Origin of the sequence: Mycobacterium sp. AT1 (assembly GCF_002043095.1) — a bacterium.
Taxonomy (GTDB): domain Bacteria; phylum Actinomycetota; class Actinomycetes; order Mycobacteriales; family Mycobacteriaceae; genus Mycobacterium.
Map to the genome: position 1 here is coordinate 14,676 of NZ_MVOC01000084.1, position 25,580 is coordinate 40,255.

Below are 25,580 nucleotides of genomic sequence, written 5' to 3' on the forward strand. Positions count from 1 at the left end.
CCCCAGCCGATTACACGTCCGAACCGCGAACCACCACACAGAGGAGACCGACCATGACGACCACGAATAGATTCCGCACCCGCTTTCTTGGTAGCACCGTGTTGATGGGTGCCGCGACCGCGCTGGTGTTGTCGGGGTGCTCCGGTGGCGGATCGGACTCGGCGACCAGCACAGAGGCCGGCTCGAGCACGTCGGTCCAAGTCGACGCCGCGGCGGCGGCGCTGTTGCCCGCCAAGTACAAGGAGTCGGGTATCAACGTCGCCGCCGACATGCCCAACCCGCCGATGGAGATGCTGGACGAGAACCAGAACCCGACCGGCTTCGACTACGACCTCGCCCAGGCGCTCGGTGCCAAGCTCGGGGTGAAGTTCACGTTCGTCCAGCAGACCTTCGACACCGCGGTGCCTTCGCTGCAGGCAGGCAAGCACGACATCATCATGGCCGGCATGAACGACACCGTCGAGCGTGAGAAAGTCCTCGACTTCGTCGACTACTTCCACGCTGGATTCGTGATCGTGGTGCAGAAGGGCAACCCGGAGAACATCACCCGGATCCTGGATCTGTGTGGCAAGAACGTCGCGGTCCAGAAGTCGACGGTTCAGGGGGAGCTCCTCGAGGGCTATGCCGACAAGTGCAAGGCAGCGGGTGCCGGACCCATCAACCTCGTCCAGCTCCCGACGGAGCTGGACGCCCAGACCGCCGTGCGTTCGAACAAGGCGGTCGCCGACGTCGTCGACGCCTCGGTCGGAACCTACGCAGCCGAAACCGCCGGTGACGGGCAGATATTCGAGCTGGTCAAGGATGTCGAGCACCCGGGGGGCTACAACCCGGTCTACACCGGAATCGGCCTGCTCAAGGGCAACGACGACCTGGCCAAGGCCCTCAACATGGCTCTGCAATCGGTGATGGACGACGGCACGTACGCCAAGCTTCTGGACAAGTACAAGCTGTCGGACTTCGCGATCGACAAGGCCGGAATCAACCGTGCCTCGGAGTGACCTCACCGATTATGGCGCCCCCGGAGGACGCCCACCGATAGACCTGAGCCCGCTGCCGGCGGCCGACGGTGAGAACGACGACGACATCGTCGCCCTTCCTTTGCGACATACGTGGCGGTGGGTCGCGGCCGGTGCGTTGGCGCTTGGGTTCGTCTGGTTGGCATCGTCGTTGTGGAACAACAAGAACGTCGACCACGGCACGATCGCCAACTTCATGTTCAGCGATCAGATCGTGCACGGCGCCGTGTTGACGATCGTCCTGACCTTTCTGGCGATGGTGCTGTCGACCATCCTCGGCGTCGTCCTGGCCCTCATGCGGCTCTCGAGCAACCCGGTGATGAGTGGCCTGGCGTGGCTCTACATCTGGGTGTTCCGTGGAACCCCGCTGCTGGTGCAGATCGTGTTTTGGGGCTACTTGGGCCTGTTGTACAAACAGATCAGCCTCGGCGTGCCGTTCACCGACTTCACGGTGTTCGCCGCCGACACCAACACCCTCATCCCTGCGTTCGTTGCCGGCGTCATCGCGTTGACGACCAATCAAGCCGCATACACAGCCGAAATCGTCCGGGCGGGAATGCTTTCGGTGGACCCGGGCCAGAAGGAGGCCGCGTACTCCCTGGGCATGACGCCGTTGTTCACATTGCTCAAGGTCGAGCTTCCCCAGGCGATGCGAGTGATCATCCCGCCGATGGGCAACGAAACCATTTCCATGCTCAAGGACACCGCGCTGCTCAGTTTGATCGCCGTACTCGAGCTCTACACCGTCGCCGAGCGCATCTCGGCACAGAACCTGCGTCAAGTCGAGTTGTTGGTGGTGGTCAGCTGCTGGTACCTGGCTTTGACGTCTGTGTTGTCGGTCCCGCAGTACTACCTCGAGCGGCACTTCGGCCGCGGGAGTCATGTGCTCCGACCGACGCCGATCGGTCGAGTCGTCGCACTCCTACGCCGAGAGCCCAAGCCGCGGGTTACGGACAAGGAGTCGCTATGACCACCATCGAAGACGGCAGCGTGCAGGCCTCTGCCGAACCACTGCTCACCGCGCGGCGGGTGCGCAAGCGCTTCGGCAAGGTCGACGTGCTGAAGGGCATCACCCTCAGCGTGGCCAAGGGGGAGGTGATGTGCCTGCTCGGCCCCTCGGGATCGGGCAAGTCGACGTTCCTGCGCTGCATCAATCACCTCGAAAGCGTCGACGGTGGACGGATCACCTTCGACGGTGAGTTGATCGGCTATACCCAGCGAAAGGGGGCACTGCACGAGATGACCCCGCGCGAGGTCGCCCGGCAGCGGCGCGGAATCGGCATGGTGTTCCAGCGATTCAACCTGTTCCCTCACCTGACCGCGCTGGAGAATGTGATTGCAGCACCGATCGGCATCCGCAAGATCCCGAAGACCAAGGCGATCGCCGAAGCCCGGGAACTGCTCGACCAGGTAGGACTGGCTGACTTCTCTCACGCGCACCCCGCGCAACTGTCCGGAGGCCAGCAGCAGCGCGTCGCGATCGCCAGGGCCTTGGCCATGGAGCCAAAGCTCATGCTGTTCGACGAACCAACCTCGGCGCTGGACCCCGAACTGGTGGGGGACGTGCTCGACGTCATGCAGAAACTGGCCAAGAGCGGGATGACCATGGTGGTGGTGACCCACGAGATCGGGTTCGCCCGCGGTGTCGCCGACAGCATCGTATTCATGGACGAAGGTGTGGTGGTCGAGTCCGGCCCGCCGAGTGAAATTCTCCGCAGTCCACGCCATCAGCGCACCAAGGCATTCCTCGACAGCGTCATGTGAAGTTTTGGACCGCAGTCTGGGAGGCAGGACTCATGACGCAGCTCGTGGACATTGAGATCGAATGATCCTGTGTGAGTGTCGAATTGACGCTGACGGTATCCGCTGCGGGAGTTGGTGCGCACATCGGTGATGCTCGGAGGTGAGTCGCTCGGCACGCGCGGGTCCTGCGCTTGAGCTCGGAACTCTCGAGCGTCGGCGACGCCCAGTCAACTCGGGGTAGTCCACAGTGCGTCCGGTGGCGTGACCATACGCTGCGCACCACCCGCTACTGCAGCCGCCTCCATGGCCTGAAGACGGTTGTCATCCCTCATCTACGCGTTCTACGGCGTTGTCGCCGAAGAAGTACGTAACCTGAGTGGACCTGTGATGCCACGGGCTTCGCTAAGCTTCGCGTCGTACCAGAACTACTTCCAGCGGTTCGTGGCCGATGTGGAGGAATGGCGCAATGGATCAGCTGGTACGCGCACTGACCACTTCGGTCGATCCAGCGGCTCTGATGGTTCGCGTCGCCGAGCAAGCGTGTGCGTTCATGGCCAATGCCGATGGCGCAGCCATCAACCTGCTCCGCGCCTCGGACAATGCCTTTGTGACGGTGTCTGCCAGCGGCGTACTGGCGCCCGCGATGGGCTTCGTGATCTCGAAGGACCGCAGTTTGCAGGGCATTGCTGCGCGGGAGAAACGGCCGGTCCTCGTTCACGATTCGTTGAGGGACACCCGGTTGTCGCAGAGCGTCCGTGCGCTCAACAAACAGTGGGGCACTCGATCATGGGCGGTGATTCCGTTGATAAACAACGATGAAGCCATGGGTTCTCTGACGCTGGCCGCGACAGTCCCGGGTGCGTTCACTGCGACGGATATCGATCCGATGGTTGCGGTCAGCGACTTCGTTTCGGCATTGATCGTCAGCCAGTCGGAGCTCTCGACGCTGCTGACCCACGCGATCAGTGATGGCCAAGACCGTGCGGAGCGAGCCTTCACTGCTCGTTTCGTCGCATCGGTGATGGTGCCGGAGGCGGTCGAGGCCGAGGGACACCAGGTTCGGCTGGACGCGCTGCTCGCGCAACCGGACGTCCTTCGCGTGGCGTTCCAGCCCATCGTGCACCTAGCGAGTTGCGCGACGATCGCCTACGAAGGGTTGACGCGCTTTCCCGCGTCATCGGAGTTGACCCCGGCGCAATGGTTCATCGCGGCCCGCCGCCTGGGTCGAGGCCTCGACCTTGAATATGCTGCGCTGCGTGCGGTCTTGGCTGCCGCTCGCGGTATCCCGAGTGACTGTCCGGTCGCGGTCAATTTGAGTCCGGCCGCTGCACTGGAAGAGTCGATTCAGGACTTCCTGCTAGCCCAAGACCGAAGATTGATCATCGAAATCACCGAACACGAGCCGTTTCCCGATGACCTTGCCGAGGGCCTGTCAAGACTGCGCGAGCAGGGGATAGGCATCGCAGTCGATGATGCCGGTGCCGGTTATGCCAGCTTCACTCAATTGCTGCGACTTCGTCCTGAGTTCATCAAGATCGACGGTGAGCTCATTGCCGACATCGACAATGACCCGGCCAAGCGGGCCATAGCCACCGCGCTCACTTCGCTTGGTGCCGAGATGAACGCGACGATGGTCGCTGAAGCGGTGGAGACGGCAAGCCAGCTCCAGACCTTGATTCAGCTCGGTATCGAGTACGGCCAGGGCTATCACCTCGGCATGCCCAAGAGCCTGGACAAGTCGTAGCGTCGGAGATTGTTGTGACCGAAAGGCCTACCGACGCCATCCCTTTCGGATCCCAGCGCACCTCGATTTGAGCACGCCTGCGCCGCGCGGGCTATAGCCGCAGAGTCACCCCGAGCAGGGCGACGACACCCAGTCCGGCGATGAAGCCCGGGATCGAGTAGGGCATCGTGCCGAAGTCGCTTCGCAACGCTCGCATCTGCTGGCGGTGCCGAATCCATGCCAGCGCCAACGCCGTCAGTCCCGTGACGATCATCAGCACCTCGAACACCTGTGGGCTGACGACCGGTGCGCGGAGCCGTTCCTCGATGTTGACGTACAGGAAGAGTTGGTAGATCGTGAACCCGAAGGCGATCAACGACGTGCACGTGCGGATCCACGCCATCGCGGCCAGATGGTGGCCAGTGAAATCATGAACACCCCCAGCCATCCGGGTCCTTCCTTGTGGCACCCAAATGGCCTGTGCGAAGGGATCTTCGGGGATCGCGCTGTGCAGCAGTGCGCCCCTCGCATGTCGTGGTTCCGACGCCGGACGGCTCAGCTGCTGCCGTGCGCGCCCGCCTGGAGCTTGGCCATCACCTGCTCGAGGTTGAACGTCGCCGACTTCTGCCGCTGCGGGAACTCGACGAGGCTGCCGAGCATGTCGGCCACATAGGCCTGCGCCGGGGTGAACAGCCAGATGCGGTCCATCATCCAGTCGAAGTAGGTGTTGGACGTGATGTCGGCCCGCTCGTAGGGGTCCGTGCGCAGGTTGAACAGCTTGGGTCCGCGGAGCACGACATACGGTTCGAGCCAGATCTGCAGGGTGCCCTGGACCCGCTGCTCCATGAACACGATCTTCCAGTTGTCGAAGCGCAGTGCGGTCAGGTCACCGTCGTCGGAGACGTAGAAGAAGTGCTTCCGCGGGCTCTCGTCGGTGACGCCGGTGATGTAGTCGAGTTGGTCGTGGCCGTCGAGATGCACCTTGTAGGTGGTGCCGTTCAGGTCGGTTCCCGCCCGCAGCTTCTCTGCGATGGACGGCTCCCCGGCTGCCGCGAGCAGCGTGACGAACCAGTCGTTGTGGCTGACGATCCCGTTGAGTACGGAGCCTGCGGCAATGTGCCCTGGCCAGCGCACCATCGCCGGAACGCGGTATGCCCCTTCCCAATTGGAGTTCTTCTCATTGCGGAACGGCGTCATGCCCGCGTCGGGCCAGCTGTTCATGTGGGGCCCGTTGTCGGTGGAGTACATGACGATGGTGTCGTCGGCGATGCCCAGTTCGTCCAGGGTGTTCAGCAGGTCGCCGACGACGTCGTCGTGATCGAGCATCGTGTCGTGGTATTCGGACTGCCAGCGACCCGACCGGCCAATGCTCTCCGGCTTGGGGTGGGTGCGGAAGTGCATGTGCGTCGAGTTGAACCACACGAAGAACGGTGTCTCAGCCTCCGTTTGGCGGGTGATGAAATCGATTGCCGCATCGCGGAATTCCTCGTCGCAGGTCTCCATCCGCTTCTTGGTCAGCGGGCCGGTGTCCTCGATGCGCTGGGTTCCGTCACCGTTCGCCCACGTGTGCAGCACGCCCCGGGGCCCGAACTTCTTCCGGAACGCCGGATCCTTGGGATAGTCGACGTTCTCTGGTTCCTCCTCGGCGTTCAGGTGGTACAGGTTGCCGAAGAACTCGTCGAATCCGTGCATGGTCGGCAGGAATTCGTCGCGGTCGCCGAGATGGTTCTTGCCGAACTGACCGGTGGCGTAGCCCTGCGCCTTGAGTGCCGTCGCGATCGTGGGGTCCTCCGCCTGAAGGCCGAGTGGTGCGCCGGGCATGCCCACCTTCGTCAAGCCGGTCCGGTACGGATTTTGACCGGTGATGAAGGCTGCGCGACCGGCGGTGCAACTCTGTTCGCCGTAGTAGTCGGTGAACCGGGCACCCTCAGCGGCAATGCGGTCGATGTTGCTGGTGCGGTAGCCCATCACTCCATCGCTGTAGCAACTCAGGTTGCTCTGCCCGATGTCGTCGCCCCAGATGATCAGGATGTTCGGCTTGTCAGACACTCGTCGCCCTTCGTCATCCACCCCAGGCCGGCGCGCCTCGGAAGATTTCAGTATGCGTGAGGCGGGGCAATCGAAGCTAGGGACTTTCGACCTCGGCGCCGCTCGCTGATACGACCTGGAAGCTCGCTGACGAGACGCTGAACGGCGTGTCCGCGGGGTGTCCGACGCACGGGTAATCTCCAGCCACGTGGGGACGCGAAATGCGAAATGGCAGCACTACATATCCGTTCGCGGGCTGCTGATGACCGCGTTGGTCGTCGTCACGGCGGCCATCGTGGCGGTGACCATCTGGTATCCGCGCAGCGCGCCGACCGGTGCGCCCGGCGAAAAGTACCCACCCGCCGCCACGTCCGCGCCGCCGGTGACGACTGCGCCTGCGGTCGTGGCGCCAGCTGCGCCGGTCGTCGTGCCAATGCCCGCCCCGCCGCCCATCACCGCAGTCGAGGTTCCAACCACTGCGGCGTCGCAGACCTATTCTCCGACGTATGTTCCGCCACCGGCGGTGAGCGATGCCCCCACGACAACCGCGCCGTCTGCCGCCGACACCCCGCCGCCGAGCGCGACACCGACCACTCGATCGCGCCCGAAGACGAACGTCACACGTTCCGACAATCCGTATCACGTACCGACGTTCACCGGTGTGCCCAAGCCGTAGGACAGAGCCAGAGTCCGCGAGTTTGGCAGTCCGTGTTCCCGGCTAAATTCAGGCATGCGAAACCTGCTGCGCCGATCGACCATCATCGCCGTTCCCATCGCCGCCGCGTCCTTGCTGAGCGCGGGCGTCGCTTGGGCGGATCCGCTCAACTGTGTGAACGGGCAGTTCTGGGATCCCATCACCAACACCTGCCAGACGCCGCGTCCGGCGGACAACTGTGCGCCCGGGCAGTACTGGAACGCGCTGTCCAACGTGTGCAGGCCGCTGGGTCAGCTCTGATTCCCCCGGAACTCGGGCGCCGCAGCGATCGGCGGGTCCGACGACGTCGTACGGGTACCTCCGCCCGTTCGTGAATCGCCCGACGTACGGCCCGTGTGTCGCGTCGGGAGGTTCACACGCGAGGCCGCCAGGCTTAGCCGGCTGACGGGAGGACTACGTAGCGGATCGGCGGCTCGTCAGATCGGCCAGGGCGGCCTCGGCATCCCGCCACGACGGGACGAACGTCGCCGTCGGCGAATCATGCGTCCACGCTTCCCAGAGCGCACGTACCTTGCCGTACCGATCGTTGACGACGATGTGCTCGATCCCGCACAGCGTCGCGATGACGTGGCCGTGCAATCGGTCGGTGACGAGAATGCGCCCCCGTGAGAGCATCTGAATTGCCCATTCCAGATTTTGCTGCGCAAACCGATTCGCCATCGTCGGACCAAGAGTGCGCGCCGGTAACTTGTCGGCCACGGAGACCGCAGACCGCATGAAGTTGCGACGACTGAAGACCGTCGTCGTATTCCAGTCGACGGTTGGGCGTCCCGATTCCCGCTCGGCCGCGGCCTCGTCGTCCTGGCGCGCTTGTAGCACAACGTCTTCGGATGGCGCCGCCCGCTCGAGTCTTCCCAGCGCGAACGCCGCATCCGGGACGAGCTCGATTCGGCAGTCGAATTCGCTCTGTGCGACCGCAAGCGACCGATGGTCGCGCACGAGAAGGGTGAAGTCGGGGTGGCTCCCGATTGCCCGCTTCAGCCGTTCCACGATGCTCGAATTCGCTAGTTCCAGCGATTGGGGCATCTGAACGATCGGTCGGTTCGGGAAATCGTTCAGTATTTGAATGCGTAATTCGTCGTGGTGTGGATAGAGGCCGCCAAAATTGCCGCCGCCATTAATTACGACGGGGCCCGCCGCATTCAACTTGTCACGCCGGTACGTCGACGACGACGAAGTCGAACGCACCGCTATGTCGAACGCCTCGGCGACCTTGAGACATCCAAGCCAGATCGCATGATCACCGCAGTTGAAGTGATGTGGGAAGTCGGCCAGATCCCACTCGGACGCATCGGCGAAGATCGGCCTGAGGTCATTGAGCAGGATGCTGCGAGTTCGCTCGACAAGATCAATCAAGATCAACCTTTTCAATTGCACGGGATAATGCCCGTAGGTCAGCGGACAGCGTGTTCACATTGTATTCTCACTTTCCATGGAGGGTGGGGTTGACATCAGTGTTGTCATACCGGTCCGCAACGGGGGAGATTGCATAGGCAACCAACTGAATGCGCTATTGGCGCAGAAATCATTCGCAAAGTTTGAAATAGTGGTCGCCGACAACGGCTCAACCGACGACACCGCTCAGGTCGTGCAAGGGTTCGCACAACGCGATGTGAGGGTGCGTCTGGTAGACGCCTCTCGCGGCGTCGGCGTCAACGTCCCTCGCAACGTGGGCGTCCGGGCCGCAAGCAGTGATCGCATCCTGCTGACCGACGCCGACGACGTAGTCCATGCCGGCTGGATCCAGGCGTACTGGAAGGCCTTCCGCAACGGCGCTCACACCGCTGGCGGCTCACTGCACCGCGTCCTCGCCGACGGCACGGTGCTGGCCAAGGAGTCCAAGCTCTACACGTCGAAGATGTCCGAGAGCGCCTACGCGAACGGCACCAACTGCGGGTTCACCCGCGAGGCGTACGACGCCGTTGGCGGCTTCGACGAGAACCTGGCCAGCGGTGGCGACGAGATCGACTTCTTCGCTCGCACCTCGCGAATCGGCTACCGGATGACCCTGGTCCCCGACGCCGTCGTCGACAAGCTTCAGCACACCGACCTGTCGAAGGTCTTCCACCAACACTTCAACTTCGGCCGTGGCGAGGTCAACGTGGCCAAGAAGTTCCGGCCGCGGATGGTCTGCTCGCCGGTCGCCGCGGTCGCGGGCGTGCAAGCCGCCCTCTGGTTCCTGCTGTGGGCAACTGTGGGACGAGTGCCTCGCGTGCGGCGCAAGGCGGTCATGATGTTGGGGCTGTCCCTGGGAATCTTGGTCGAGGAGACCCGCGCCCTTTCTGAGGAGACGGAGCACGACGTGTCGCGTCCGCTTGCACCCGTTCGCTCGATCGCGTAGTCGCCGGGTGCCTGCGTCCCGTTCGTGAATCTCGTGACGCATGACCCGTGTGTCGCGTCGCGCGGTTCACCCGCGAGACCGACCTTGCCCTGGTCCGTACGATGGGCCCATGGCACGACCGCCGGAGTTCGATCGCGCGCAGGCGTTGGTCAAGGCCCTACATCTGTTCTGGGACAAGGGTTATGAACGTACGACGGTCCGCGACCTGACCGAGGCGATGGGAATCTCGGCGCCCAGTCTGTACAACTCCTTCGGAGGCAAGAAGGAATTGTTCGACGAGGCCGTCGCGGAATACACCGGTTCGCCGATGCGCGTCATCCCTCCAGGATTGCAGGAGCGCACGGCGCGGGCCGTCTTCGCCAAGATCCTCGACATCGCCATCCGCGAGTACTGCAGCTCCGCTCAGCCCCGCGGCTGTCTCGTCATCTCCGACCCGGTGCTGATCGACGAACGCCAGCTCGGCCGCGAGGCGATCCGAGAACGCTTGCAGCAGGCGCACGCTGACGGCGATCTGCCCGCCGACGTCGGCGTCGACGCGTTGACCGACTACGTCGACGTCGTCTTGCGAGGGCTGTCGTCCATCGCGCGCGACGGTGCCGACACCGCCGCCATGCGGGCCGCTGCGGACGTGGCACTGCGGGCGTGGCCGCGAGCCCCGCGGCGGTCGACGCGCGACTCGTGACGCGTCGCGAGCCGACTACCCCGTACGTCCACGCGGTATGGTTTTATCAGTGTTGTTACAGAACTCGTCGGGCGCCGCTCTTGCCTCGTCCGCAACCACCGCAGGAGGGCAGCAGAACCCATGACCGCCTCTATCGAAGAGCTGATGCACGACAACCTCCTCGCGGTGTTCAACGAACGTGACGACGCCAAGCGTCAGGCCGCCGAACGGCGCACCTACGCCGCCGAGGTCAACTGGACCGACGCCGAAGGTGTCATCACAGGCCATGGCGCCTTGGAGGCCAAATGCGTTGGGCTGCAGACCGGCATCGGTGACCTCCAATTCGAACCCGTCGGCCCGGTCCACGTGTTGCCCGGTTTCGGCTACCTCGCCTGGCAACTCGTCGACGCGAAAGGGGGCGACCCGGCGATGACGGGGTTCGACGCCGCGGTCGTCAAGGACGGGCTGATCACCGACCTGTGGACCGTCCTGGTCCCGCCGCAGCAATAGACGTCACGATGAGCTGAGCCGGCCCCCGACGTCACCGACCGCCAGGACTAGCTGACCTGTGCCTCGCCAGCGGCGTCGTCTACGCGGTGGGCGCCCTGCGTGTCGGGGAGTTCGTGCCTTCCGTTGCCGAGGCTGCGCTGACGGCTCCACAACGTGACCGCGCCAAGCGCCACCACCCCAAGCAGCACCAGCGCCGGCCCCGCCAGCGCCTGTGCCAGCCAGATGCGTCGCTGAGTTCTTGTCACCGTTCGTCCAGCGTCCCGCAGGCGGGTCAGCGATTCCATGCGTCGGGTGTTTCCCGTCGTGGCCATGGGGAAACCTGGCGGGCGGTGTCGATGCCCGGGACTCCGATGGTCCCGCGGCAACCGCGATCCGCGCGGCCTGCGGTCTGTCGTCGGCGGCGTCGATGGTAGGAATCTGACGTGACGGAGACGAATGCAGACGGTGGCTCGGTCGCCGCTCGCACGTTCGCCGAGGTGCTCGGCGAGGAGCCGCCCGCCGCGGTTGGTGCGCTGCCGGACGAGGTGCTGACCCGACTGGCCGGTCAGATCGAGGACGCCAGCCGCCGCCAGGCCGCGGCCATGGAGGCCGGGGTCAAGTCGGCGCTGAAGGGCGTTCCGCTGCCGTTGCGCGGCGTGGTCCGCAAGGCGCTGCTCGGATGACGGCGCCGCGTCCCGAGCTGGTCGCGATCGGCCGGGTGTTGGGCGTCGAGGTCGACGAGTTGCACGGTCTTGACGGGGTTTCCGACGACGACCTGAGCGTGCTTCACGGTCACATCGCCAACCGGCTGTCCGCGGACAAGCGTCGGAGATTCGCCCGGGTTGCGGCGCTTGCGCAGTCGATTCCCGGTCCGATCGCGGGCCGGCTGGCCGAGAAGTTCCTGCCGCCGGCCGGGGGTGCGCTCGCCGCCGAGCTGCTCGAGCCCGCCAAGGCGCGCGACCTCGTCGGGCGGGTGTCGCTTGCGTATCTCGGGGACCTGGCGATCGCGTTGGACCCGGTGCGTGCGCAAGACGTCGTGCGAGCTATCCCGGCGGCGCGGGTGGGGGAGGTCGCGCAGGAGTTGTTCCTTCGAAAGGAGTATGCCGCGATGGCGCGGTTCGTCGGAGCCGTCGAGGTTGACGCGCTGTTCGCGACCCTCGGCGTCGCGACACCTCACGACCTCCTCGCCGTGGTGCCGCTGCTGACCTGGAATGACAACCTGGACCGCGTCATCGCCGAGCTCCCCGACGACCAGATCCAGCAGATCGCCGCCGACCTCGACGCCGGTGAACTCGCCGACCTCGCACTCGCACTCGACCCACACCGATTCGGGCCCATCGTCGCGGCCGTGCCGGTGGACACGGTCGCCGACATCGCGAGCGCTTTGCTCGAGCGCGGCGAATACGCGGCGATGGTCGGATTCGCCGGAGTGATCACCCCCGAGATGCTATGTGCTGCAGTCGATCAGGCGACCGACGGTCACCTCGTCGGTGTGGTGGCCGCGGTGATGTCGGGTGAGATGTGGGTGGAGTTCGACCACCTCGTCGAGGGACTCGACGACCGAGGCCGCGGACGTCTGCGCACCGTTGTCGGGGCCCTACCGTCCGACGCGTTCTCCCGGCTCCAGACGGGTGGCCGACTTGGCGCCCAAGCCACCGAACTGGTCGTCGCCGCAGCGGCTCTGCGCTGACGCCGTCAGTCGCTTGCGGGCGGCGCGGCGAGCCCAGTCCACAGGCGGTTGCCACCAGTATTGCCGTCACCGCACCGGCGAAGCAGTGCGAGACTTACACGGTGCAGTACGTGCCGCCTATCGGCGTTTTGGGAGATCTTCCGGTGCGTGACTTCGTCGTCTCGCCCGGCTTTGCCGGTCTGATGGCATTGTTGGCCGCGGTCGTCGCGGCCGGTGCCGTCCTCTACTCGTCGCGACGAGCCCGACAGCGGTTCGAGCAGCGGCGTGACGAGCAGGATCGCCGCCAAGATCGCGCTCGCGACGATGCGGACAAGGCTCTGGCGTGGGAGCGGTGGCAGTGGGTGGTCGAGACCGCCGGGATCGAGCCCGCGGTGAGCGAGGGCGCCACCCTGGGGCTTGGACCCGCGGTGACCCTGGAGGTGCTGGGTGGGCTGCTCCGCGACGCCGACCGGCTCGGCGACGAGACCCTGGCCAGGGCGGTGGCGGTGTACCAGGAGCAGCTGGTGCTGGTGCTGGCACAGCAGGCGGGCCCGGTGTCCGGCGTCGAGGCGGCCGCGGCGCCGACGTCAGAACCTGAAACAACCGCCCTTCCAACGCAATCCGAACCGGTGAGGGAAAGTAGCGGAGGGCGACGACGCCGATGACGACCACTCGTCAACACATCGAGGACCTCGACGTCGGCCGGTGGGCGACGCTGACGCGACGCGCGGCGGCGGACGCAGTCGCAACCGCCGAGCGATTGGGGATGCAGCCACGGGCTGAAACGGTTGCCTTGGCTGCGATGAGTGAGCGTGACCTGGTCCGACACCGCGAACGCAACGGGTCGCCAGTACCTCGCAGGTCGCTCGCGATGCAGGTCGTCGAGGCCGACCATCTGCGCAGCGTGGCCGAGGAGCGGGCACGTGTGGCGCATCAGGGCCGGCTGGACGCCGAGGCGGCGGCCTCGCTCGCGCGCGCCGAAGCCGAGGAGTCCGCCGGCGCTGCCGCGGATGCGGGTGAGCGGGTCCGCGCGGTGGAGGCGGCGTCCGCGCGCAAGGACGCCGAGCGCAGGGCGGAGCGAGCGGCCGATCAGAAGGCGACGCTGCAGGCTCGAGCAGAGGTGGAGCGGGTTCGCGCTGCTGCGGCGGCGGAGGCTGCCGTGGCGGACGAGAGGGTTCGCGCAGCGGAGGCGCGTGCCACCGAGCGGAGCGCCGAGCGGGCGACCGAGCGGGAGGCCGGAGAGAAAGCCGAGCAGCTACTGCACGCGGAAATCGAACGGGCCCGCGCCGACGCCGCGACCGAGGTGGCCGCCGCCGAGGAGAGGGCTCGGGCCGCGGAGGCGCGTGCCGCCGAGCGGAGTGCCGAGCGGGCTGCCGAGCGGGCGACGGCGGAGGAAGCCGTGCAGCGGGTCCGCCACGAGTTGGAAAAGGTGCGGTCGGAGGCGGCCGCCGAGGTGGCGGCGGCGCGTGGGAAGGCGACCGCTGACGTGGCCGCTGCGCGCGAAGCAGCCGAGGCCGAGACCGAGGCCGCGCAGAAGGCTGCTGCCGCCGAAGTCGCTCGCTGGGAGGACCACGCCCGCGACATGGAGCGGTGGGCGCGAGCCGAAGTGGCGTCCCAGCTGTTGACGATTCCCGTCCCGCCGTTCGAAGTGCGATCACGAGCCGGATCCGTCGAGAGCACCATCGACACGCTCTACCAGATCGATCACGTGCTGGAGGTCGCACTGAATGGCGGGAAGGCGTCGTTCGTGCCCGACCGCGACTTCACGCTCAACCTCATCTTGAAGGTGCAGGAGCAGGCCGAGGACGTCCCGCGTGAACTGGCCGCCATGACAACGCGGTACTCGGACGAAGTTCAGGCGGCGGCCGCCGCCGGCTATGCCGTGGCCGCCGGGGACGCCTTTCGCGCCCTTCTTCAGCGCGTCGACGCCGCCGTACAGCGGCTGGGAACGCGGTTCCGCAGCCCCGATGCCGAGATCATCGAGGGGGTCACGGCCATGCTCGCGGATCTTCGGGCGAAGGGCTTGTACTAGACCGCGGTCAGACGTCGATGCCGAAGTCCTTGATCTTGCGGTAGATCGTCGCGCGGGACATGCCGAGGGCCTTCGCGGCTTCGGCCTTGTTGCGGTCGTTCTCCGAAAGGCTTCGCACGATCGCGTCGCGTTCGATCGCCTCCAGCCGGGTGAGCTTGCGCCTGCTGACCGAGCGGCATTCGTTGGGGAGCTGGTCGATACCGATCACGCCCGAGCGTTGACGGGATACGGTCTGCGCCAACACGTTACGCAACTGCGCAACGTTGCCCGGCCACGGGAGGCGGCTCAGCTGCCGCATTGCCGCGGAATCCAGGCGGGCCTGCCCGGGCGTCAGGTCCGCAAGAAGCATGGGGACGAGCTGCTCGAGGTCTTCGATCCGGTGGCGCAGGGCCGGAATCGTCACGGTGTGGGTGAAGAACGGCAGCACGAGCGCGTCCACCAATGGTGAGTTCCGTTCGCTGCTCGTCGTGGCGGCGATCCACCCCCGGCCCGCGCGGGCCTGCATCACGGCGGCCAGCGGTTCGAGCACCTCGTCGGCGAGCTCGTCGACGTTGGCGACGATGACGGCGAAGTCGGCGGAGTCCGTCTCCAATTCGAACGCGGCGACGAAGTCGTCGGCACTGTCGAAGTCGTCTTCGCGCAGGATGGCGACACTGCGCTCGGGGGAGACGAACTGTGCGACGGATTGACCGAGACGTGTTCTCCCCGAGCCCCGTTCGCCTTCGAGCACCACCCATTCCCGGTCGCGATAGCATCGTTCGACCTGCTGACAGCTGCGGCGGAACGAGCTGCTTCGGCCGGCCAGGCCGGGCACCGAGTGGCCGACTCCTCGGACCGGGGTGCTCGCGGTGACGTGCACCGAGACGTGGAACACCACGCTGTCGTTGCGGACCCCGATGGCGATGCGGTCGGCCACCGAAATCTTCACAGACACACCGCTGGGCAGAGAGGCGACGGCGGTCGAGGTCAACGAGGCGCGGGTCATGTCCGCCGCATGGTCGAGAAGCACGGTCTGATCGGCCGCGTCGAGCGTTTGACGGAGGTAGGGATTCATCAGGACGACGTCGCCACCGATCGCCAGGACTCCGGCGGGGTAGCGGCGACTCTGCTTGAGGTAGGCGTCGAGCAACGCCGTTTCGGTTTCGTTCTTCGCCGCGTTCATGCGGTCCTCGATCTGGCTGCCCGCGCTCTTGGCGAGGACGAAGAGCAGTGGATCGGCCTTGTCCGCCCAGCAGGTCAAGTCGATGACGCCGACGATCCGCCGGGTGATGGGTTCGCGGATGGGCGAGCCGGCGCATGCCAGGCGACCCAGGGTTCCGACGTAGTGCTCGCTGCCCTGGATGAAAGCCGGTCTCCCGGTCTCCAGGGCGGTTCCGATGCCGTTGGTGCCGGCGAATTCCTCGGCGTAGCTGTAGCCGCGCGCCAGGCGCACGTCGTCGAGCATTCGCTCGATGGTGGAGTTCGGCGCGATCCGATCGAGAACGAGGCCGTCGGCCGAGGTCAGGACGACGCTCACCGCCTGCTCGGAGAGATCGTCGGCGATGCGCCGCAGAATCGGTGCCGCCGCGTGCGCCAACGGAGTGTCGGTGTCGGGATCACGTAGGTAGGGCAACTCGACACGGTCGGGGTGGACGTGGAGCTCGCGCGACCGGCGCCACGAACTGAGCACGTTCGGTCGCACGGCGTCCTCGTTCAACGCCCCTGCGGTGAGGAACTGTTCTCGGGCGCGGCTGGCGTCTAGCACGATGTCGTCGTCTTTGACCACGGTGGCTGTACCTCGGTCCTGCTTTGGGCTGTCTCGAAGTCTAGGGACGATCCCAGGTCATGGCGTCTCATTTTGAGATTTCCCGCCTAGCCGCGGCGGCGGTCGTCGGGCGCTTTCCGCCTGATGTGACCTGAGTCTCAAAGTGAGACCCATATGGGGCGCATCACAGAGTTCCATCGGTGACGCGTCGTCCCCAGCCCGGCGGATGACTGGCCCATCTATCAGGAGACTCACGTTGAGTAGACAAAGCCTGACCAAGGCACACGCGAAGATCAGTGAACTGACATGGGAGCCGACGTTCGCCACGCCGGCCACCCGCTTCGGCACCGACTACACCTTCGAGAAGGCCCCCAAGAAGGATCCGCTCAAGCAGATCATGCGGTCCTACTTCTCGATGGAGGAGGAGAAGGACAACCGCGTCTACGGCGCGATGGACGGCGCGATCCGCGGCAACATGTTCCGTCAGGTGCAGCAGCGCTGGCTGGAATGGCAGAAGCTGTTCCTGTCGATCATCCCGTTCCCCGAGATCTCGGCGGCGCGGGCGATGCCGATGGCCATCGACGCGGTACCCAATCCCGAGATTCACAACGGGCTGGCCGTGCAGATGATCGACGAGGTACGGCACTCGACGATTCAGATGAATCTCAAGAAGCTGTACATGAACAACTACATCGACCCGGCCGGGTTCGACATGACCGAGAAGGCGTTCGCGAACAACTACGCGGGCACGATCGGCAGGCAGTTCGGCGAGGGGTTCATCACCGGTGATGCGATCACCGCGGCGAACATCTACCTCACCGTCGTCGCCGAAACCGCCTTCACCAACACGCTATTCGTGGCCATGCCCGACGAGGCGGCGGCCAACGGCGACTACCTGCTGCCCACGGTCTTCCACTCGGTGCAGTCCGACGAGTCCCGGCACATCTCCAACGGCTACTCGATCCTGTTGATGGCGTTGGCCGACGAGCGCAACCGTCCGTTGCTGGAGCGCGATCTGCGCTACGCCTGGTGGAACAACCACTGCGTGGTGGACGCCGCCATCGGCACGTTCATCGAATACGGCACCAAGGACCGTCGCAAGGACCGTGAGAGCTACGCCGAGATGTGGCGACGCTGGATCTACGACGACTACTACCGCAGTTACCTTCTGCCGCTGGAGAAGTACGGGCTGACGATCCCGCACGACCTGGTCGAGGAGGCGTGGAAGCGCATCACCGAGAAGGGCTACGTGCACGAGGTCGCCAGGTTCTTCGCGACCGGCTGGCCGGTCAACTACTGGCGCATCGACACCATGACCGACACCGACTTCGAGTGGTTCGAGCACAAGTACCCGGGCTGGTACTCGAAGTACGGCAAGTGGTGGGAGGCCTACAACCGCCTCGCCTACCCCGGCCGCAACAAGCCCATCGCGTTCGAAGAGGTCGGCTACGAGTACCCGCACCGCTGCTGGACGTGCATGGTGCCCGCCCTGATCCGCGAGGACATGATCGTCGAGAAGGTCGACGGGCAGTGGAAGACGTACTGCTCGGAGACCTGCTACTGGACCGACGCCGTCGCCTTCCGCGGCGAGTACGAAGGCCGAGACACCCCGAACATGGGGCGCCTCACCGGTTTCCGCGAGTGGGAGACGCTGCACCACGGCAAGGACCTCGCCGACATCGTCTCCGATCTCGGTTACGTCCGCGACGACGGCCAGACGCTCGTTGGTCAGCCGCACCTGAACCTGGACCCGTCGAAGATGTGGACCCTGGACGACGTGCGCGGCAACACGTTCAACAGCCCGAACGTGCTGCTGAACCAGATGTCGGATGCCGAACGCGAAGCCCACGTCGCGGCCTACCGCGCCGGCGCGACGGTCTAACCCAGCGATTTCGGCGTGATTGGCGGCGCTGACCGCCGCCAATCACGCCGAAATCACCAACTCCAGGAGAGGCACCGCCGTGGCGGATTCACACAAGATCACCTTCGAGCCCGTCAACCTCGAGATGGAAGTCAACGAGGACGAGAACATTCTCGACGCCGCCTTCCGCCAGGGCATCCACCTGATGCACGGGTGCCGCGAAGGCCGCTGCTCGGCCTGCAAGTCCTACGTCCTCGACGGCGAGATTCAGATGGAGAACTACTCCACCTTCGCCTGCAACGACTCCGAGGTCGACGACGGCTTCGTACTGCTGTGCCGCTCACATGCGTTCAGCGACTGCACCGTTGAGCTGCTCAACTTCGACGAGGACGAGCTCCTCGGTGGGATTCCGATCCAGGACGTGCGCACCACGGTGCTCGCTGTGGAACCCATGACCCGCGACATCGTGTCGCTGCGGCTCAAGCCGGTCGAACCCGGCAAGTTCGACTTCAAGCCCGGCCAGTACGCCGACGTGCACATCCCCGGCACCGACGAGCACCGCTCGTTTTCGATGGCCACCACCCAGACCTCGACCGATCAGGTCGAGTTCCTGATCAAGAAGTACCCCGGCGGCAAGTTCTCCGCGCTGCTGGACGGCGACGTCAAGGTCGGCGACGAGATCGCCATCACCGGCCCCTACGGATCGTTCACGCTCAAGGATGGCCACGTACTGCCGGTGGTCTGCATCGGCGGCGGCGCGGGCATGGCGCCCATCCTGTCGCTGCTGCGCCACATGCACGAAACCGAGAACACCCGGCCGGTGCGGTTCTACTATGGCGCACGCACCGCCAGCGATCTGTTCTACCTCGACGAGATTCTGGAATTGGGCAAGGGGCTCAACGACTTCCGGTTCATCGCCTGTCTGTCGGAATCCGCCGAGGGAACCGTGCACGACATGGTCACGGTGGAGGAGGGCATGGTCACCGACGTCGTAGCCCGCCACGAAGAGGCGATCGCCAAGACCGAGGTGTACCTCTGTGGCCCGCCGCCGATGGTCGACGCGGCGCTGGTCTTCCTCGAGGCCAACTCCGTACCCAAGGACCAAGTCTTCTACGACAGCTTCACCAGCCCGCTCTTCGATCAGTAGACAGCCCACCCGAAAGGAATTCCGATGTCAGCCCCCGAAAAGCCCAAGGAACGCAGCTTTCCCAAGATCGAGTTCACCGACTCCGAAGCCGGAGCCAAGGTGTTCCCGAGTTCCAAGAGCCGCAACTACTCCTACTTCAAGCCGGCCAAACTGCGCGCCACCATGTACGAAGACGTCACCGTCGACGTGCAGCCCGACCCCGACCGCCACCTCACCCAGGGCTGGATCTACGGCTTCGGCGACGGCCCTGGCGGTTACCCCAAGGACTGGACCACCGCCAAGTCCTCCAACTGGCACGCGTTCCTCGACCCCAACGAGGAATGGAATCAGACGATCTTCCGCAACAACGCCGCGGTCGTGCGTCAGGTCGAGTTGTGCCTCAAGAATGCCAAACGGGCGCGGGTGTACGACAGCTGGAACTCGGCCTGGCTGACCTTCATCGAACGCAACGTCGGGGCGTGGATGCACGCCGAGAACGGGCTGGCGCTGCACGTCTTCACCTCGATCCAGCGCTCCGGACCGACGAACATGATCAACACCGCGGTGGCCGTCAACGCCGCCCACAAGATGCGCTTCGCCCAGGACCTCGCGTTGTTCAACCTCGACCTGTCCGAGGCCACCGACGCGTTCGACGGCAGCGCCCACAAGGCGGTGTGGCAGGAGGCGCCCGAGTGGCAGCCGATTCGCAAGGTCGTCGAAGAGCTGACCGCAGTGGGGGATTGGTGCCAACTGCTGTTCGCCACCAACATCGTCTTCGAACAGCTGGTCGGGTCGCTGTTCCGCAGCGAGCTGGTAATGCAGATCGCGGCCCGCAACGGCGACTACATCACCCCGACCATCGTGGGCACGGGTGAGCACGACTACGACCGCGACCTGAACTACACCCGCAACCTGTTCCGTCTGCTGACTCGCGACGAAGAGTACGGTGCGGCGAACAAGGCCCTGTTCGCCGAGTGGATGGACATCTGGGTTCCGCGCTGCCTGGAGGCCGCCCGTGCCCTGCAACCGATTTGGTCGACCCCGGCCGACAAGGCGGTGACCTTCGCCTCCAGCTTCGATGCCGCGATCGCCAAGTTCACGGCCCTGCTGCAAGAAATCGAGCTCGACATCCCCGAGGAGTTGACCAAGTGACAATGCAATTCGGCTCAGCCACCGAGTTTTCCAACATGTGCGGCGTGACCCTGATGAACACGCCGATCGGCCGTGTCGTCGCCGAGGTGATGGGCGCCAAGGAAGGCGTCGAACTCACCGAATACCCGTCGATGATCCGCGTCGACGGTGTGAAGCTGCTGAACTTCGACTACGACGAACTCACCGAGGCCCTCGGCGAAGAGTTCGACGGCTCGATCTTCGAGGAGATCAGCTCCACGCACTATGGGCGGATGGTGCACCTCGACGACAAGACCATCCTGTTCGCCAGCCCCGAGGATGCCGCCGAGTACATCGGCTTCGACCTCACGGCGACGGCGGGCGAGTCTTTGTGAAGGCGCTGGTGTTCCACGGCCCGGGTTCGAAGTCGTGGACTGACGTTCCAGACGCGCAGTTGGTCGACCCGACCGACGTCGTGGTGCGCGTCGACACGACGACGATTTGTGGAACCGACCTCCACATTCTCAAGGGCGACGTCCCGGCGGTCACCGCCGGGCGCGTCCTCGGACACGAGGCCGTGGGTACCATCACCGAAATAGGCTCGGCAGTAACCGATTTGAAGGTGGGCGAGCGGGTTCTGGTGCCCGCCATCACCACCTGCGGCAAGTGTGGACCGTGCCGGTCCGCGATGCCGTCGCACTGCGCGACGGTTGGTGGGATCGGCTGGATCTTCGGTCACCTGATCGACGGCACTCAGGCTGAACTGGTGCGGGTGCCCTACGCCGAGACCAGCGTGCACGTGCTGCCCGAGACGGTGACCAACGTAGAGGCCATCTTCCTGGCCGACGTCCTTCCCACGGGTTTCGAAATGGGCGTGCAGAATGCGGCCGTCCGGCCGGGGGACTCGGTCGTGGTGGTCGGCGCCGGGCCCATCGGGCTGGCAGCGATCAGGACGGCCGGGTTGTACGGTGCCGCAACGGTCATCGCGGTCGACATCTCGGAGTCCCGGCTCAAGCGGTCGATTGCGTTCGGTGCGGACATGACGATCAACAGTGAGCGTGAAGACGTTCGGGCGCGTGTCCTGGAGATCACCAACGGCCTCGGCGCGAACGTCGCCATCGAAGCCGTCGGCATCCCCGAGACGTTCGACGTGTGCACGGAGTTGGTGCGTCCCGGCGGTCGCATCGCCAATGTGGGTGTGCACGGCAAACCGGTGACGTTCCACCTGGAAGACCTGTGGATCAAGAACATCACGTTGACGACCGGCCTGGTCAACGGAACCACGGTAGGGACCCTGTTGGAACTGTTGGCGCACGGGAAGATCGACGCGGGAGCCTTCGGCACCCACTCCTTCCAACTCGACCAAATGGTCGACGCGTACGAGGTGTTCGCCAATGCCGACACCCACGACGCCTTGAAGGTCGTCATCTCCCGGTAGCCCGACGCACCCTCGCCAACGAAGGAACAGCCCATCATGAACGCAAGTGACGAATGCTCCGTCGACGACGAGTCGTCCTGGCTCTCGATGCACGCCGCGGCGATGGAACGAGCCATCACGGAACTGCTGAGGCAGAAACCCATGGACGTCGACCGTATTGGGCACCTGCTGCTGCGCGACCTACCCGAGGGCGACGAGAAGGTGGCACTTCTGCGTTGCCGGTTTGCCATCGGGTTGAGCAACTGTCCGAACAGCAGGGTGCTGGTAGGCGACCACGCCCGCGCCATTCTCACCCACTGACACACCCCTCAACCGAAAAGGAATTCATCGCCATGGCCAAGGAACTTCGCTTCAATTCAGACGCCCGCGCCCGGCTCGAGCAGGGCGTCAACGCCCTCGCCGATGCGGTCAAGGTCACCATTGGCCCCAAGGGCCGCAACGCTATCCTGGAGAAGCTGACCGGTCCGCCCACCATCACCAACGACGGTGTCACGATCGCCAGGGAGATCCAGCTGCGGGACCCGTTCGCCAACATGGGCGCCCAGTTGGTCAAGGAGGTGGCGATGAAGACCAACGGACGGGTCGGCGACGGCACCACCACGGCAACGGTTCTCGCGCAGGCGATGGTGCGGGAGGGGTTGCGTGCGGTGGAGGCCGGGGCCAACCCGATGCGAGTGCGCCGCGGCATCGAACGTGCGGTTCCGGTCGTCGTCGAGGCGTTGCGCGAGAACACCGTTCAGGTTCAGGCCGGCGACCTGCATCGCATCGCCTCCCTGGCCGCCAGTGACGACGAGGCCATCGGCGACGTCATCTCCCGCGCCATCGAGCACGTCGGGCTGACCGGTGTGGTCACCACCGACGAGAGCGACGTCCCCGGCATGGACGTCAGCGTCGTCGACGGCATCGGATTCGACCACGGCTACATCTCCGGCTACATGATCACCGATCAAGAGCGCATGGAAGCCGTGCTCGACAATCCCTTGATTCTGTTGACCAACAAGAAGATCAGCCAGGTTCAAGAGATCATGCCGACCATCGAGGTGGCCAAGCGCGCCGATCGACCGCTGCTGGTCGTCGCCGAGGACGTCGACGGTCCCGCGCTGCAACTCCTCGTCGGCGGGAACATGCACAAGACGATGCAGTCGGTCGTCGTGCGCGCACCCGGCTTCGGGCATCGTCGCGTTGCCGAACTCGAGGACCTCGCGGTGGCGCTGGGCGGGCACGTCATCGCCAAGGACACCGGCATCGAACTCAGTGAGATCACCCGCGAACACCTCGGGTCGTGTGACCGGGTCACCGCCACCGAGGACGACACCACCCTCATCGGAGCGCACGGCGAGCAGCACATGGTCGACACGCGAGTCGCCCAGCTCGAAATGCAGCGTGAACGCGCCAAGCTCGACGCCGACCAGGACATGCTCGACGTCCGCATCGCCCGGTTGACCGGCCGGGTCGCGGTCATTCGCGTCGGCGGTGCGACGAGCGTCGAGCTCAAGGAACGCATGCTGCGCGTCGAGGATGCGCTGGCGGCCACTCGGGCCGCCCTTGAGGCAGGCATCGTCGCCGGCGGTGGCACCGCACTGGCCCAGGCGCACCGCGCGTTGAGCATGACGGAGCTCGTCGGGGACGAGGCCGTCGGGCGCGACGTGGTTCGCCGCGCGTTGGCCGAGCCCCTGCGGTGGATCGCCATCAACGCGGGATTCGAAGGTGACGACGTCGTGGACGTCGTCGTGGACCTCCCGCTGGGGCACGGGTTCAACGCCATGTCAGGCGAATACGGCGACATGTTCGACGAGGGCATCATCGACCCGTTCAAGGTCACACGCGCGGCTCTGGAGAGTGCGGCATCCATTGCGGCGTTGTTGATCACCACGGAGACCGCGATCGTGGAGGAGATCGTCGGCCAACCGGGGTCGATCATGGCCCCCGGGTTCGGGGACCTCGCCGAGGGCATGGTTCGCCCGTCGAACATCTACTAGGAAGCGGCGCCGATCCCGTAGACGGGGGCGGCGCCAGCCAAAGAACCTGAGGTGCACCCCGCTGCCCTGCCTGGCTCGCGGGGTGCATCTCGGCGTGGGCCCCACTCGGTACGCGATATTTAGCCGATTCGCGCGCCGTGGGACGTTGTGCACGATGATCCAAAGGGGGAGTGCGCCGGACCGTCGGGAAGAGGGCATGCCGTGAACCACGTCGAGGTGTTCGTCACCGGATTGCTGCTGGCCGTCGCGGCTTTGGGGGCGCTGGCCTGCAGGCTCTCGGTGCCGTACCCCATCATGCTGGTCATCGGGGGCGCCGCGATCGGGTTCATCCCCGGGTTGCCCGAGATCACGCTCGACCCCGAACTCGTCCTCGCGTTGTTCCTGCCGCCACTGCTGTACAAGTCGGCGGTCTACGCCAACTTCGACGACTTCCGAACCAACCTTCGCGGCTTGACGTTGAGCACCGTGGTTCTGGTGCTCGTCACGATGGCCGGCGTCGCGGCGGCCGCGCACACGATGATCCCCGGGATGTCGTGGCAAGCCGCGTTCGTGTTGGGCGCCATCCTTTCTCCGACGGATCCGGTGGCGGCCGCGACGATCATGCACCGACTCAACGCCCCCCGACGGCTCGTCAGCAGTATCGAGGGGGAGGGGTTGTTCAACGACGCGACCGCGCTGGTCGCCTATCGCGTTGCGGTCGCCGCCACTGTCGCGGGGGCGTTCTCGCTCGCCGAGGCCGGCCTGCGATTCGTCTTCGGCGTGGTCGCGGGCGTGGCCATCGGCGTGGCGGTTGGATTGACGTCGGCATGGGTCCGCCGGCACATCAGCGACCCGCAGATCAGCGTCACCATCTCGTTGCTCACCGGCTACGCGGCGTTCCTCCCCGCTCAGGCCGTTGACGCCTCGGGCGTGCTCGCGGCGGTCGCCGCCGGCATCGTCATGGCGATTCGTAGCCCGGAGGTGCTCGACGCCCGCCCGCGCCTACAGGGCTACTTCGTGTGGGACATCGTCGACTTCCTGATCAACGCAACGCTATTCGCGATGACGGGACTCCAGCTCCGGGCGATCGTCGCGGGCCTCGACGACTATCCGCTTGGCGCGCTCGCCGGGTACGCCTTGGTCGTGACGGCCGCCGTTGTGATCATTCGAGTGGCATGGTTCTTCGTCGTTCCCTCGATCACCGCCGTCGTCGACCGAGGGTCGGGGTCTCCGCCGCGGCGTCTCAGTGCGTCATGGCGAATGATCATGGCGTGGAGCGGCATGCGTGGCGCGGTGTCACTCGCCGTTGCGCTGGCCATCCCGCTTACCGTCGGCGACGGATCGGACTTTCCCCAACGCGATCTCATTCTGTTTCTCACCTTTGCGGTCATCTTCTTCACCCTCGTCGTACAGGGACTCACGCTGCCCGCCTTGGTTCGCCGCCTCGACTCGGACGACGACGGGCCGGACACCGAGGAAGAGATCAAGGCCCGTTTGGTCGCCGCCAAGGCGGCGCTGTCTCAGATCGACGCGCTCGGCGCCGAGGAGTGGACGAGGGACGACACCACTCAACGCATGCGGGGCGTCTACGACTACCGGGCCCGCCGCTTCGCGGCCCAACTCGGCAAGATCGAGGACGACGGCTACGAGGATCGGTCGCAGGCCTACCAGGAGATGGTGCGGCTGGTCTTGCAGGCGCAGCGGGACGCGCTCCTCGCGATGCGCCGGGAGGGGCGGCTGTCCAATGAGACGTTCAATCTCATCCTTCGGGATCTCGACCTAGAGGAGTCGCGATTGGAGGCCTGAGCACCCTCCTAGTGCGTCGGAGTACCGGCGGCGGGCAGCGGGCGGGTCGCGGTGAAGAACGACAGCACGACGGCGACGGCGCCGATGAGGGCCGCGGTGATGAAGGCGGCGTGCACGCCG

Annotated in this window: 26 protein-coding genes; 20 read left to right on the forward strand and 6 right to left on the reverse strand. The window is 65.4% G+C overall.

Translation table 11 applies throughout. The annotated features are described in order from the left end of the window. The first annotated feature begins 53 nt into the window (after window positions 1-53). The 4 genes from B1790_RS31670 (at window position 54) to B1790_RS31685 (ending at window position 4,503) form a co-directional block, all read left to right on the forward strand. On the forward strand, window positions 54-998 hold the full coding sequence (locus B1790_RS31670) for an ABC transporter substrate-binding protein (protein WP_198952175.1): 945 nt from the start codon (window positions 54-56) through the stop codon (window positions 996-998). Next, window positions 985-1,986, forward strand: coding sequence for an amino acid ABC transporter permease (locus B1790_RS31675; protein WP_198952176.1), 1,002 nt, complete (start codon window positions 985-987; stop codon window positions 1,984-1,986). Before B1790_RS31670 ends, B1790_RS31675 begins: the two co-directional genes overlap by 14 nt. Continuing rightward, complete coding sequence (locus B1790_RS31680; protein ID WP_142271622.1) at window positions 1,983-2,780, forward strand: amino acid ABC transporter ATP-binding protein; 798 nt, start codon at window positions 1,983-1,985, stop codon at window positions 2,778-2,780. The genes B1790_RS31675 and B1790_RS31680 overlap by 4 nt, the downstream gene beginning before the upstream one ends. 445 nt (window positions 2,781-3,225) lie before the next feature. Then, entirely contained in the window at window positions 3,226-4,503 is a 1,278-nt protein-coding gene (locus tag B1790_RS31685; RefSeq protein WP_158083906.1) for an EAL domain-containing protein, read from the forward strand. A gap of 91 nt (window positions 4,504-4,594) precedes the next feature. On the opposite strand, the gene B1790_RS31690 is transcribed toward B1790_RS31685, so the two are convergent. From B1790_RS31690 to B1790_RS31700, 3 genes are all read right to left on the reverse strand, one after another. Beyond that, entirely contained in the window at window positions 4,595-4,930 is a 336-nt protein-coding gene (locus B1790_RS31690) for a YidH family protein (RefSeq protein WP_079927248.1), read from the reverse strand. A 107-nt stretch (window positions 4,931-5,037) separates the two neighbouring features. Further along, window positions 5,038-6,531 (reverse strand): arylsulfatase, encoded by a 1,494-nt coding sequence (locus B1790_RS31695; RefSeq protein WP_079927249.1) that lies wholly within the window; start codon window positions 6,529-6,531, stop codon window positions 5,038-5,040. A gap of 216 nt (window positions 6,532-6,747) precedes the next feature. Further along, window positions 6,748-6,987 (reverse strand): hypothetical protein, encoded by a 240-nt coding sequence (locus B1790_RS31700; protein ID WP_142271623.1) that lies wholly within the window; start codon window positions 6,985-6,987, stop codon window positions 6,748-6,750. A gap of 253 nt (window positions 6,988-7,240) precedes the next feature. Between B1790_RS31700 and B1790_RS31705 the strand changes: the two genes are divergently transcribed. Next, complete coding sequence (locus tag B1790_RS31705) at window positions 7,241-7,465, forward strand: hypothetical protein (protein WP_079927251.1); 225 nt, start codon at window positions 7,241-7,243, stop codon at window positions 7,463-7,465. A gap of 153 nt (window positions 7,466-7,618) precedes the next feature. Here B1790_RS31705 and B1790_RS31710 read toward each other — a convergent pair whose 3' ends face one another. After that, window positions 7,619-8,602: a polysaccharide pyruvyl transferase family protein gene (locus B1790_RS31710; RefSeq protein WP_233165413.1), complete on the reverse strand. Its 984-nt coding sequence runs from the start codon at window positions 8,600-8,602 to the stop codon at window positions 7,619-7,621. A gap of 55 nt (window positions 8,603-8,657) precedes the next feature. On the opposite strand from B1790_RS31710, the gene B1790_RS31715 reads away from it, so the two are divergent. The 3 genes from B1790_RS31715 to B1790_RS31725 all read left to right on the forward strand — a co-directional run bounded on the left by B1790_RS31715 (window position 8,658) and on the right by B1790_RS31725 (window position 10,737). Beyond that, complete coding sequence (locus tag B1790_RS31715) at window positions 8,658-9,566, forward strand: glycosyltransferase family 2 protein (protein WP_079927252.1); 909 nt, start codon at window positions 8,658-8,660, stop codon at window positions 9,564-9,566. Window positions 9,567-9,675: 109 nt separating this feature from the next. Further along, entirely contained in the window at window positions 9,676-10,248 is a 573-nt protein-coding gene (locus tag B1790_RS31720) for a TetR/AcrR family transcriptional regulator (RefSeq protein WP_158083907.1), read from the forward strand. Between the two features lie 120 nt (window positions 10,249-10,368). Further along, the gene (locus B1790_RS31725) at window positions 10,369-10,737 is read left to right on the forward strand and encodes a hypothetical protein (RefSeq protein ID WP_079927254.1); all 369 of its coding nucleotides are present in this window, start codon (window positions 10,369-10,371) and stop codon (window positions 10,735-10,737) included. A 47-nt stretch (window positions 10,738-10,784) separates the two neighbouring features. Here B1790_RS31725 and B1790_RS31730 read toward each other — a convergent pair whose 3' ends face one another. Next, window positions 10,785-11,048: a hypothetical protein gene (locus tag B1790_RS31730; protein ID WP_233165414.1), complete on the reverse strand. Its 264-nt coding sequence runs from the start codon at window positions 11,046-11,048 to the stop codon at window positions 10,785-10,787. A 111-nt stretch (window positions 11,049-11,159) separates the two neighbouring features. On the opposite strand from B1790_RS31730, the gene B1790_RS31735 reads away from it, so the two are divergent. From B1790_RS31735 to B1790_RS31750, 4 genes are all read left to right on the forward strand, one after another. Beyond that, window positions 11,160-11,399, forward strand: a complete 240-nt coding sequence (locus B1790_RS31735) for a hypothetical protein (protein WP_142271624.1) — start codon at window positions 11,160-11,162, stop codon at window positions 11,397-11,399. Continuing rightward, entirely contained in the window at window positions 11,396-12,406 is a 1,011-nt protein-coding gene (locus B1790_RS31740) for a hypothetical protein (RefSeq protein ID WP_079927255.1), read from the forward strand. Before B1790_RS31735 ends, B1790_RS31740 begins: the two co-directional genes overlap by 4 nt. Before the next feature lie 143 nt (window positions 12,407-12,549). Further along, on the forward strand, window positions 12,550-13,050 hold the full coding sequence (locus B1790_RS31745; RefSeq protein ID WP_079927256.1) for a hypothetical protein: 501 nt from the start codon (window positions 12,550-12,552) through the stop codon (window positions 13,048-13,050). Next, complete coding sequence (locus tag B1790_RS31750; protein WP_079927257.1) at window positions 13,047-14,417, forward strand: hypothetical protein; 1,371 nt, start codon at window positions 13,047-13,049, stop codon at window positions 14,415-14,417. The genes B1790_RS31745 and B1790_RS31750 overlap by 4 nt, the downstream gene beginning before the upstream one ends. Window positions 14,418-14,424: 7 nt before the next feature. On the opposite strand, the gene B1790_RS31755 is transcribed toward B1790_RS31750, so the two are convergent. Continuing rightward, entirely contained in the window at window positions 14,425-16,182 is a 1,758-nt protein-coding gene (locus B1790_RS31755) for a sigma-54-dependent Fis family transcriptional regulator (protein ID WP_079927258.1), read from the reverse strand. Between the two features lie 235 nt (window positions 16,183-16,417). On the opposite strand from B1790_RS31755, the gene B1790_RS31760 reads away from it, so the two are divergent. The 8 genes from B1790_RS31760 (at window position 16,418) to B1790_RS31795 (ending at window position 25,460) form a co-directional block, all read left to right on the forward strand. Continuing rightward, complete coding sequence (locus B1790_RS31760) at window positions 16,418-18,043, forward strand: methane monooxygenase (protein ID WP_079927259.1); 1,626 nt, start codon at window positions 16,418-16,420, stop codon at window positions 18,041-18,043. A 79-nt stretch (window positions 18,044-18,122) separates the two neighbouring features. Beyond that, complete coding sequence (locus B1790_RS31765) at window positions 18,123-19,169, forward strand: FAD-binding oxidoreductase (protein WP_079927273.1); 1,047 nt, start codon at window positions 18,123-18,125, stop codon at window positions 19,167-19,169. A gap of 24 nt (window positions 19,170-19,193) precedes the next feature. Beyond that, the gene (locus B1790_RS31770; RefSeq protein WP_079927260.1) at window positions 19,194-20,300 is read left to right on the forward strand and encodes an aromatic/alkene monooxygenase hydroxylase subunit beta; all 1,107 of its coding nucleotides are present in this window, start codon (window positions 19,194-19,196) and stop codon (window positions 20,298-20,300) included. Further along, a complete protein-coding gene (gene mimD, locus B1790_RS31775) occupies window positions 20,297-20,653 on the forward strand; it encodes a propane 2-monooxygenase effector subunit MimD (RefSeq protein ID WP_079927261.1) in 357 nt (118 codons plus the stop codon). Before B1790_RS31770 ends, mimD begins: the two co-directional genes overlap by 4 nt. Continuing rightward, the gene (locus B1790_RS31780; RefSeq protein ID WP_079927262.1) at window positions 20,650-21,696 is read left to right on the forward strand and encodes an alcohol dehydrogenase catalytic domain-containing protein; all 1,047 of its coding nucleotides are present in this window, start codon (window positions 20,650-20,652) and stop codon (window positions 21,694-21,696) included. The genes mimD and B1790_RS31780 overlap by 4 nt, the downstream gene beginning before the upstream one ends. A 36-nt stretch (window positions 21,697-21,732) precedes the next feature. Next, a complete protein-coding gene (locus tag B1790_RS31785) occupies window positions 21,733-21,996 on the forward strand; it encodes a hypothetical protein (protein ID WP_079927263.1) in 264 nt (87 codons plus the stop codon). A 32-nt stretch (window positions 21,997-22,028) separates the two neighbouring features. Continuing rightward, a complete protein-coding gene (gene groL / locus B1790_RS31790; protein WP_079927264.1) occupies window positions 22,029-23,675 on the forward strand; it encodes a chaperonin GroEL in 1,647 nt (548 codons plus the stop codon). 201 nt (window positions 23,676-23,876) lie between these two features. After that, a complete protein-coding gene (locus B1790_RS31795; protein WP_079927265.1) occupies window positions 23,877-25,460 on the forward strand; it encodes a Na+/H+ antiporter in 1,584 nt (527 codons plus the stop codon). Window positions 25,461-25,580 lie beyond the last annotated feature (120 nt).

Bases quoted from the DNA above. Each gene is read 5' to 3' on its own strand.
- B1790_RS31685 (WP_158083906.1), top strand. From the start codon at position 3,226: ATGGATCAGCTGGTACGCGCACTGACCACTTCGGTCGATCCAGCGGCT.
- groL (WP_079927264.1), top strand. From the start codon at position 22,029: ATGGCCAAGGAACTTCGCTTCAATTCAGACGCCCGCGCCCGGCTCGAG.
- B1790_RS31770 (WP_079927260.1), top strand. From the start codon at position 19,194: ATGTCAGCCCCCGAAAAGCCCAAGGAACGCAGCTTTCCCAAGATCGAG.
- B1790_RS31740 (WP_079927255.1), top strand. From the start codon at position 11,396: ATGACGGCGCCGCGTCCCGAGCTGGTCGCGATCGGCCGGGTGTTGGGC.
- B1790_RS31690 (WP_079927248.1), bottom strand. From the start codon at position 4,930: ATGGCTGGGGGTGTTCATGATTTCACTGGCCACCATCTGGCCGCGATG.
- B1790_RS31725 (WP_079927254.1), top strand. From the start codon at position 10,369: ATGACCGCCTCTATCGAAGAGCTGATGCACGACAACCTCCTCGCGGTG.
- B1790_RS31750 (WP_079927257.1), top strand. From the start codon at position 13,047: ATGACGACCACTCGTCAACACATCGAGGACCTCGACGTCGGCCGGTGG.
- B1790_RS31720 (WP_158083907.1), top strand. From the start codon at position 9,676: ATGGCACGACCGCCGGAGTTCGATCGCGCGCAGGCGTTGGTCAAGGCC.
- B1790_RS31670 (WP_198952175.1), top strand. From the start codon at position 54: ATGACGACCACGAATAGATTCCGCACCCGCTTTCTTGGTAGCACCGTG.
- B1790_RS31730 (WP_233165414.1), bottom strand. From the start codon at position 11,048: ATGGCCACGACGGGAAACACCCGACGCATGGAATCGCTGACCCGCCTG.
- B1790_RS31680 (WP_142271622.1), top strand. From the start codon at position 1,983: ATGACCACCATCGAAGACGGCAGCGTGCAGGCCTCTGCCGAACCACTG.
- B1790_RS31785 (WP_079927263.1), top strand. From the start codon at position 21,733: ATGAACGCAAGTGACGAATGCTCCGTCGACGACGAGTCGTCCTGGCTC.
- B1790_RS31715 (WP_079927252.1), top strand. From the start codon at position 8,658: ATGGAGGGTGGGGTTGACATCAGTGTTGTCATACCGGTCCGCAACGGG.
- B1790_RS31705 (WP_079927251.1), top strand. From the start codon at position 7,241: ATGCGAAACCTGCTGCGCCGATCGACCATCATCGCCGTTCCCATCGCC.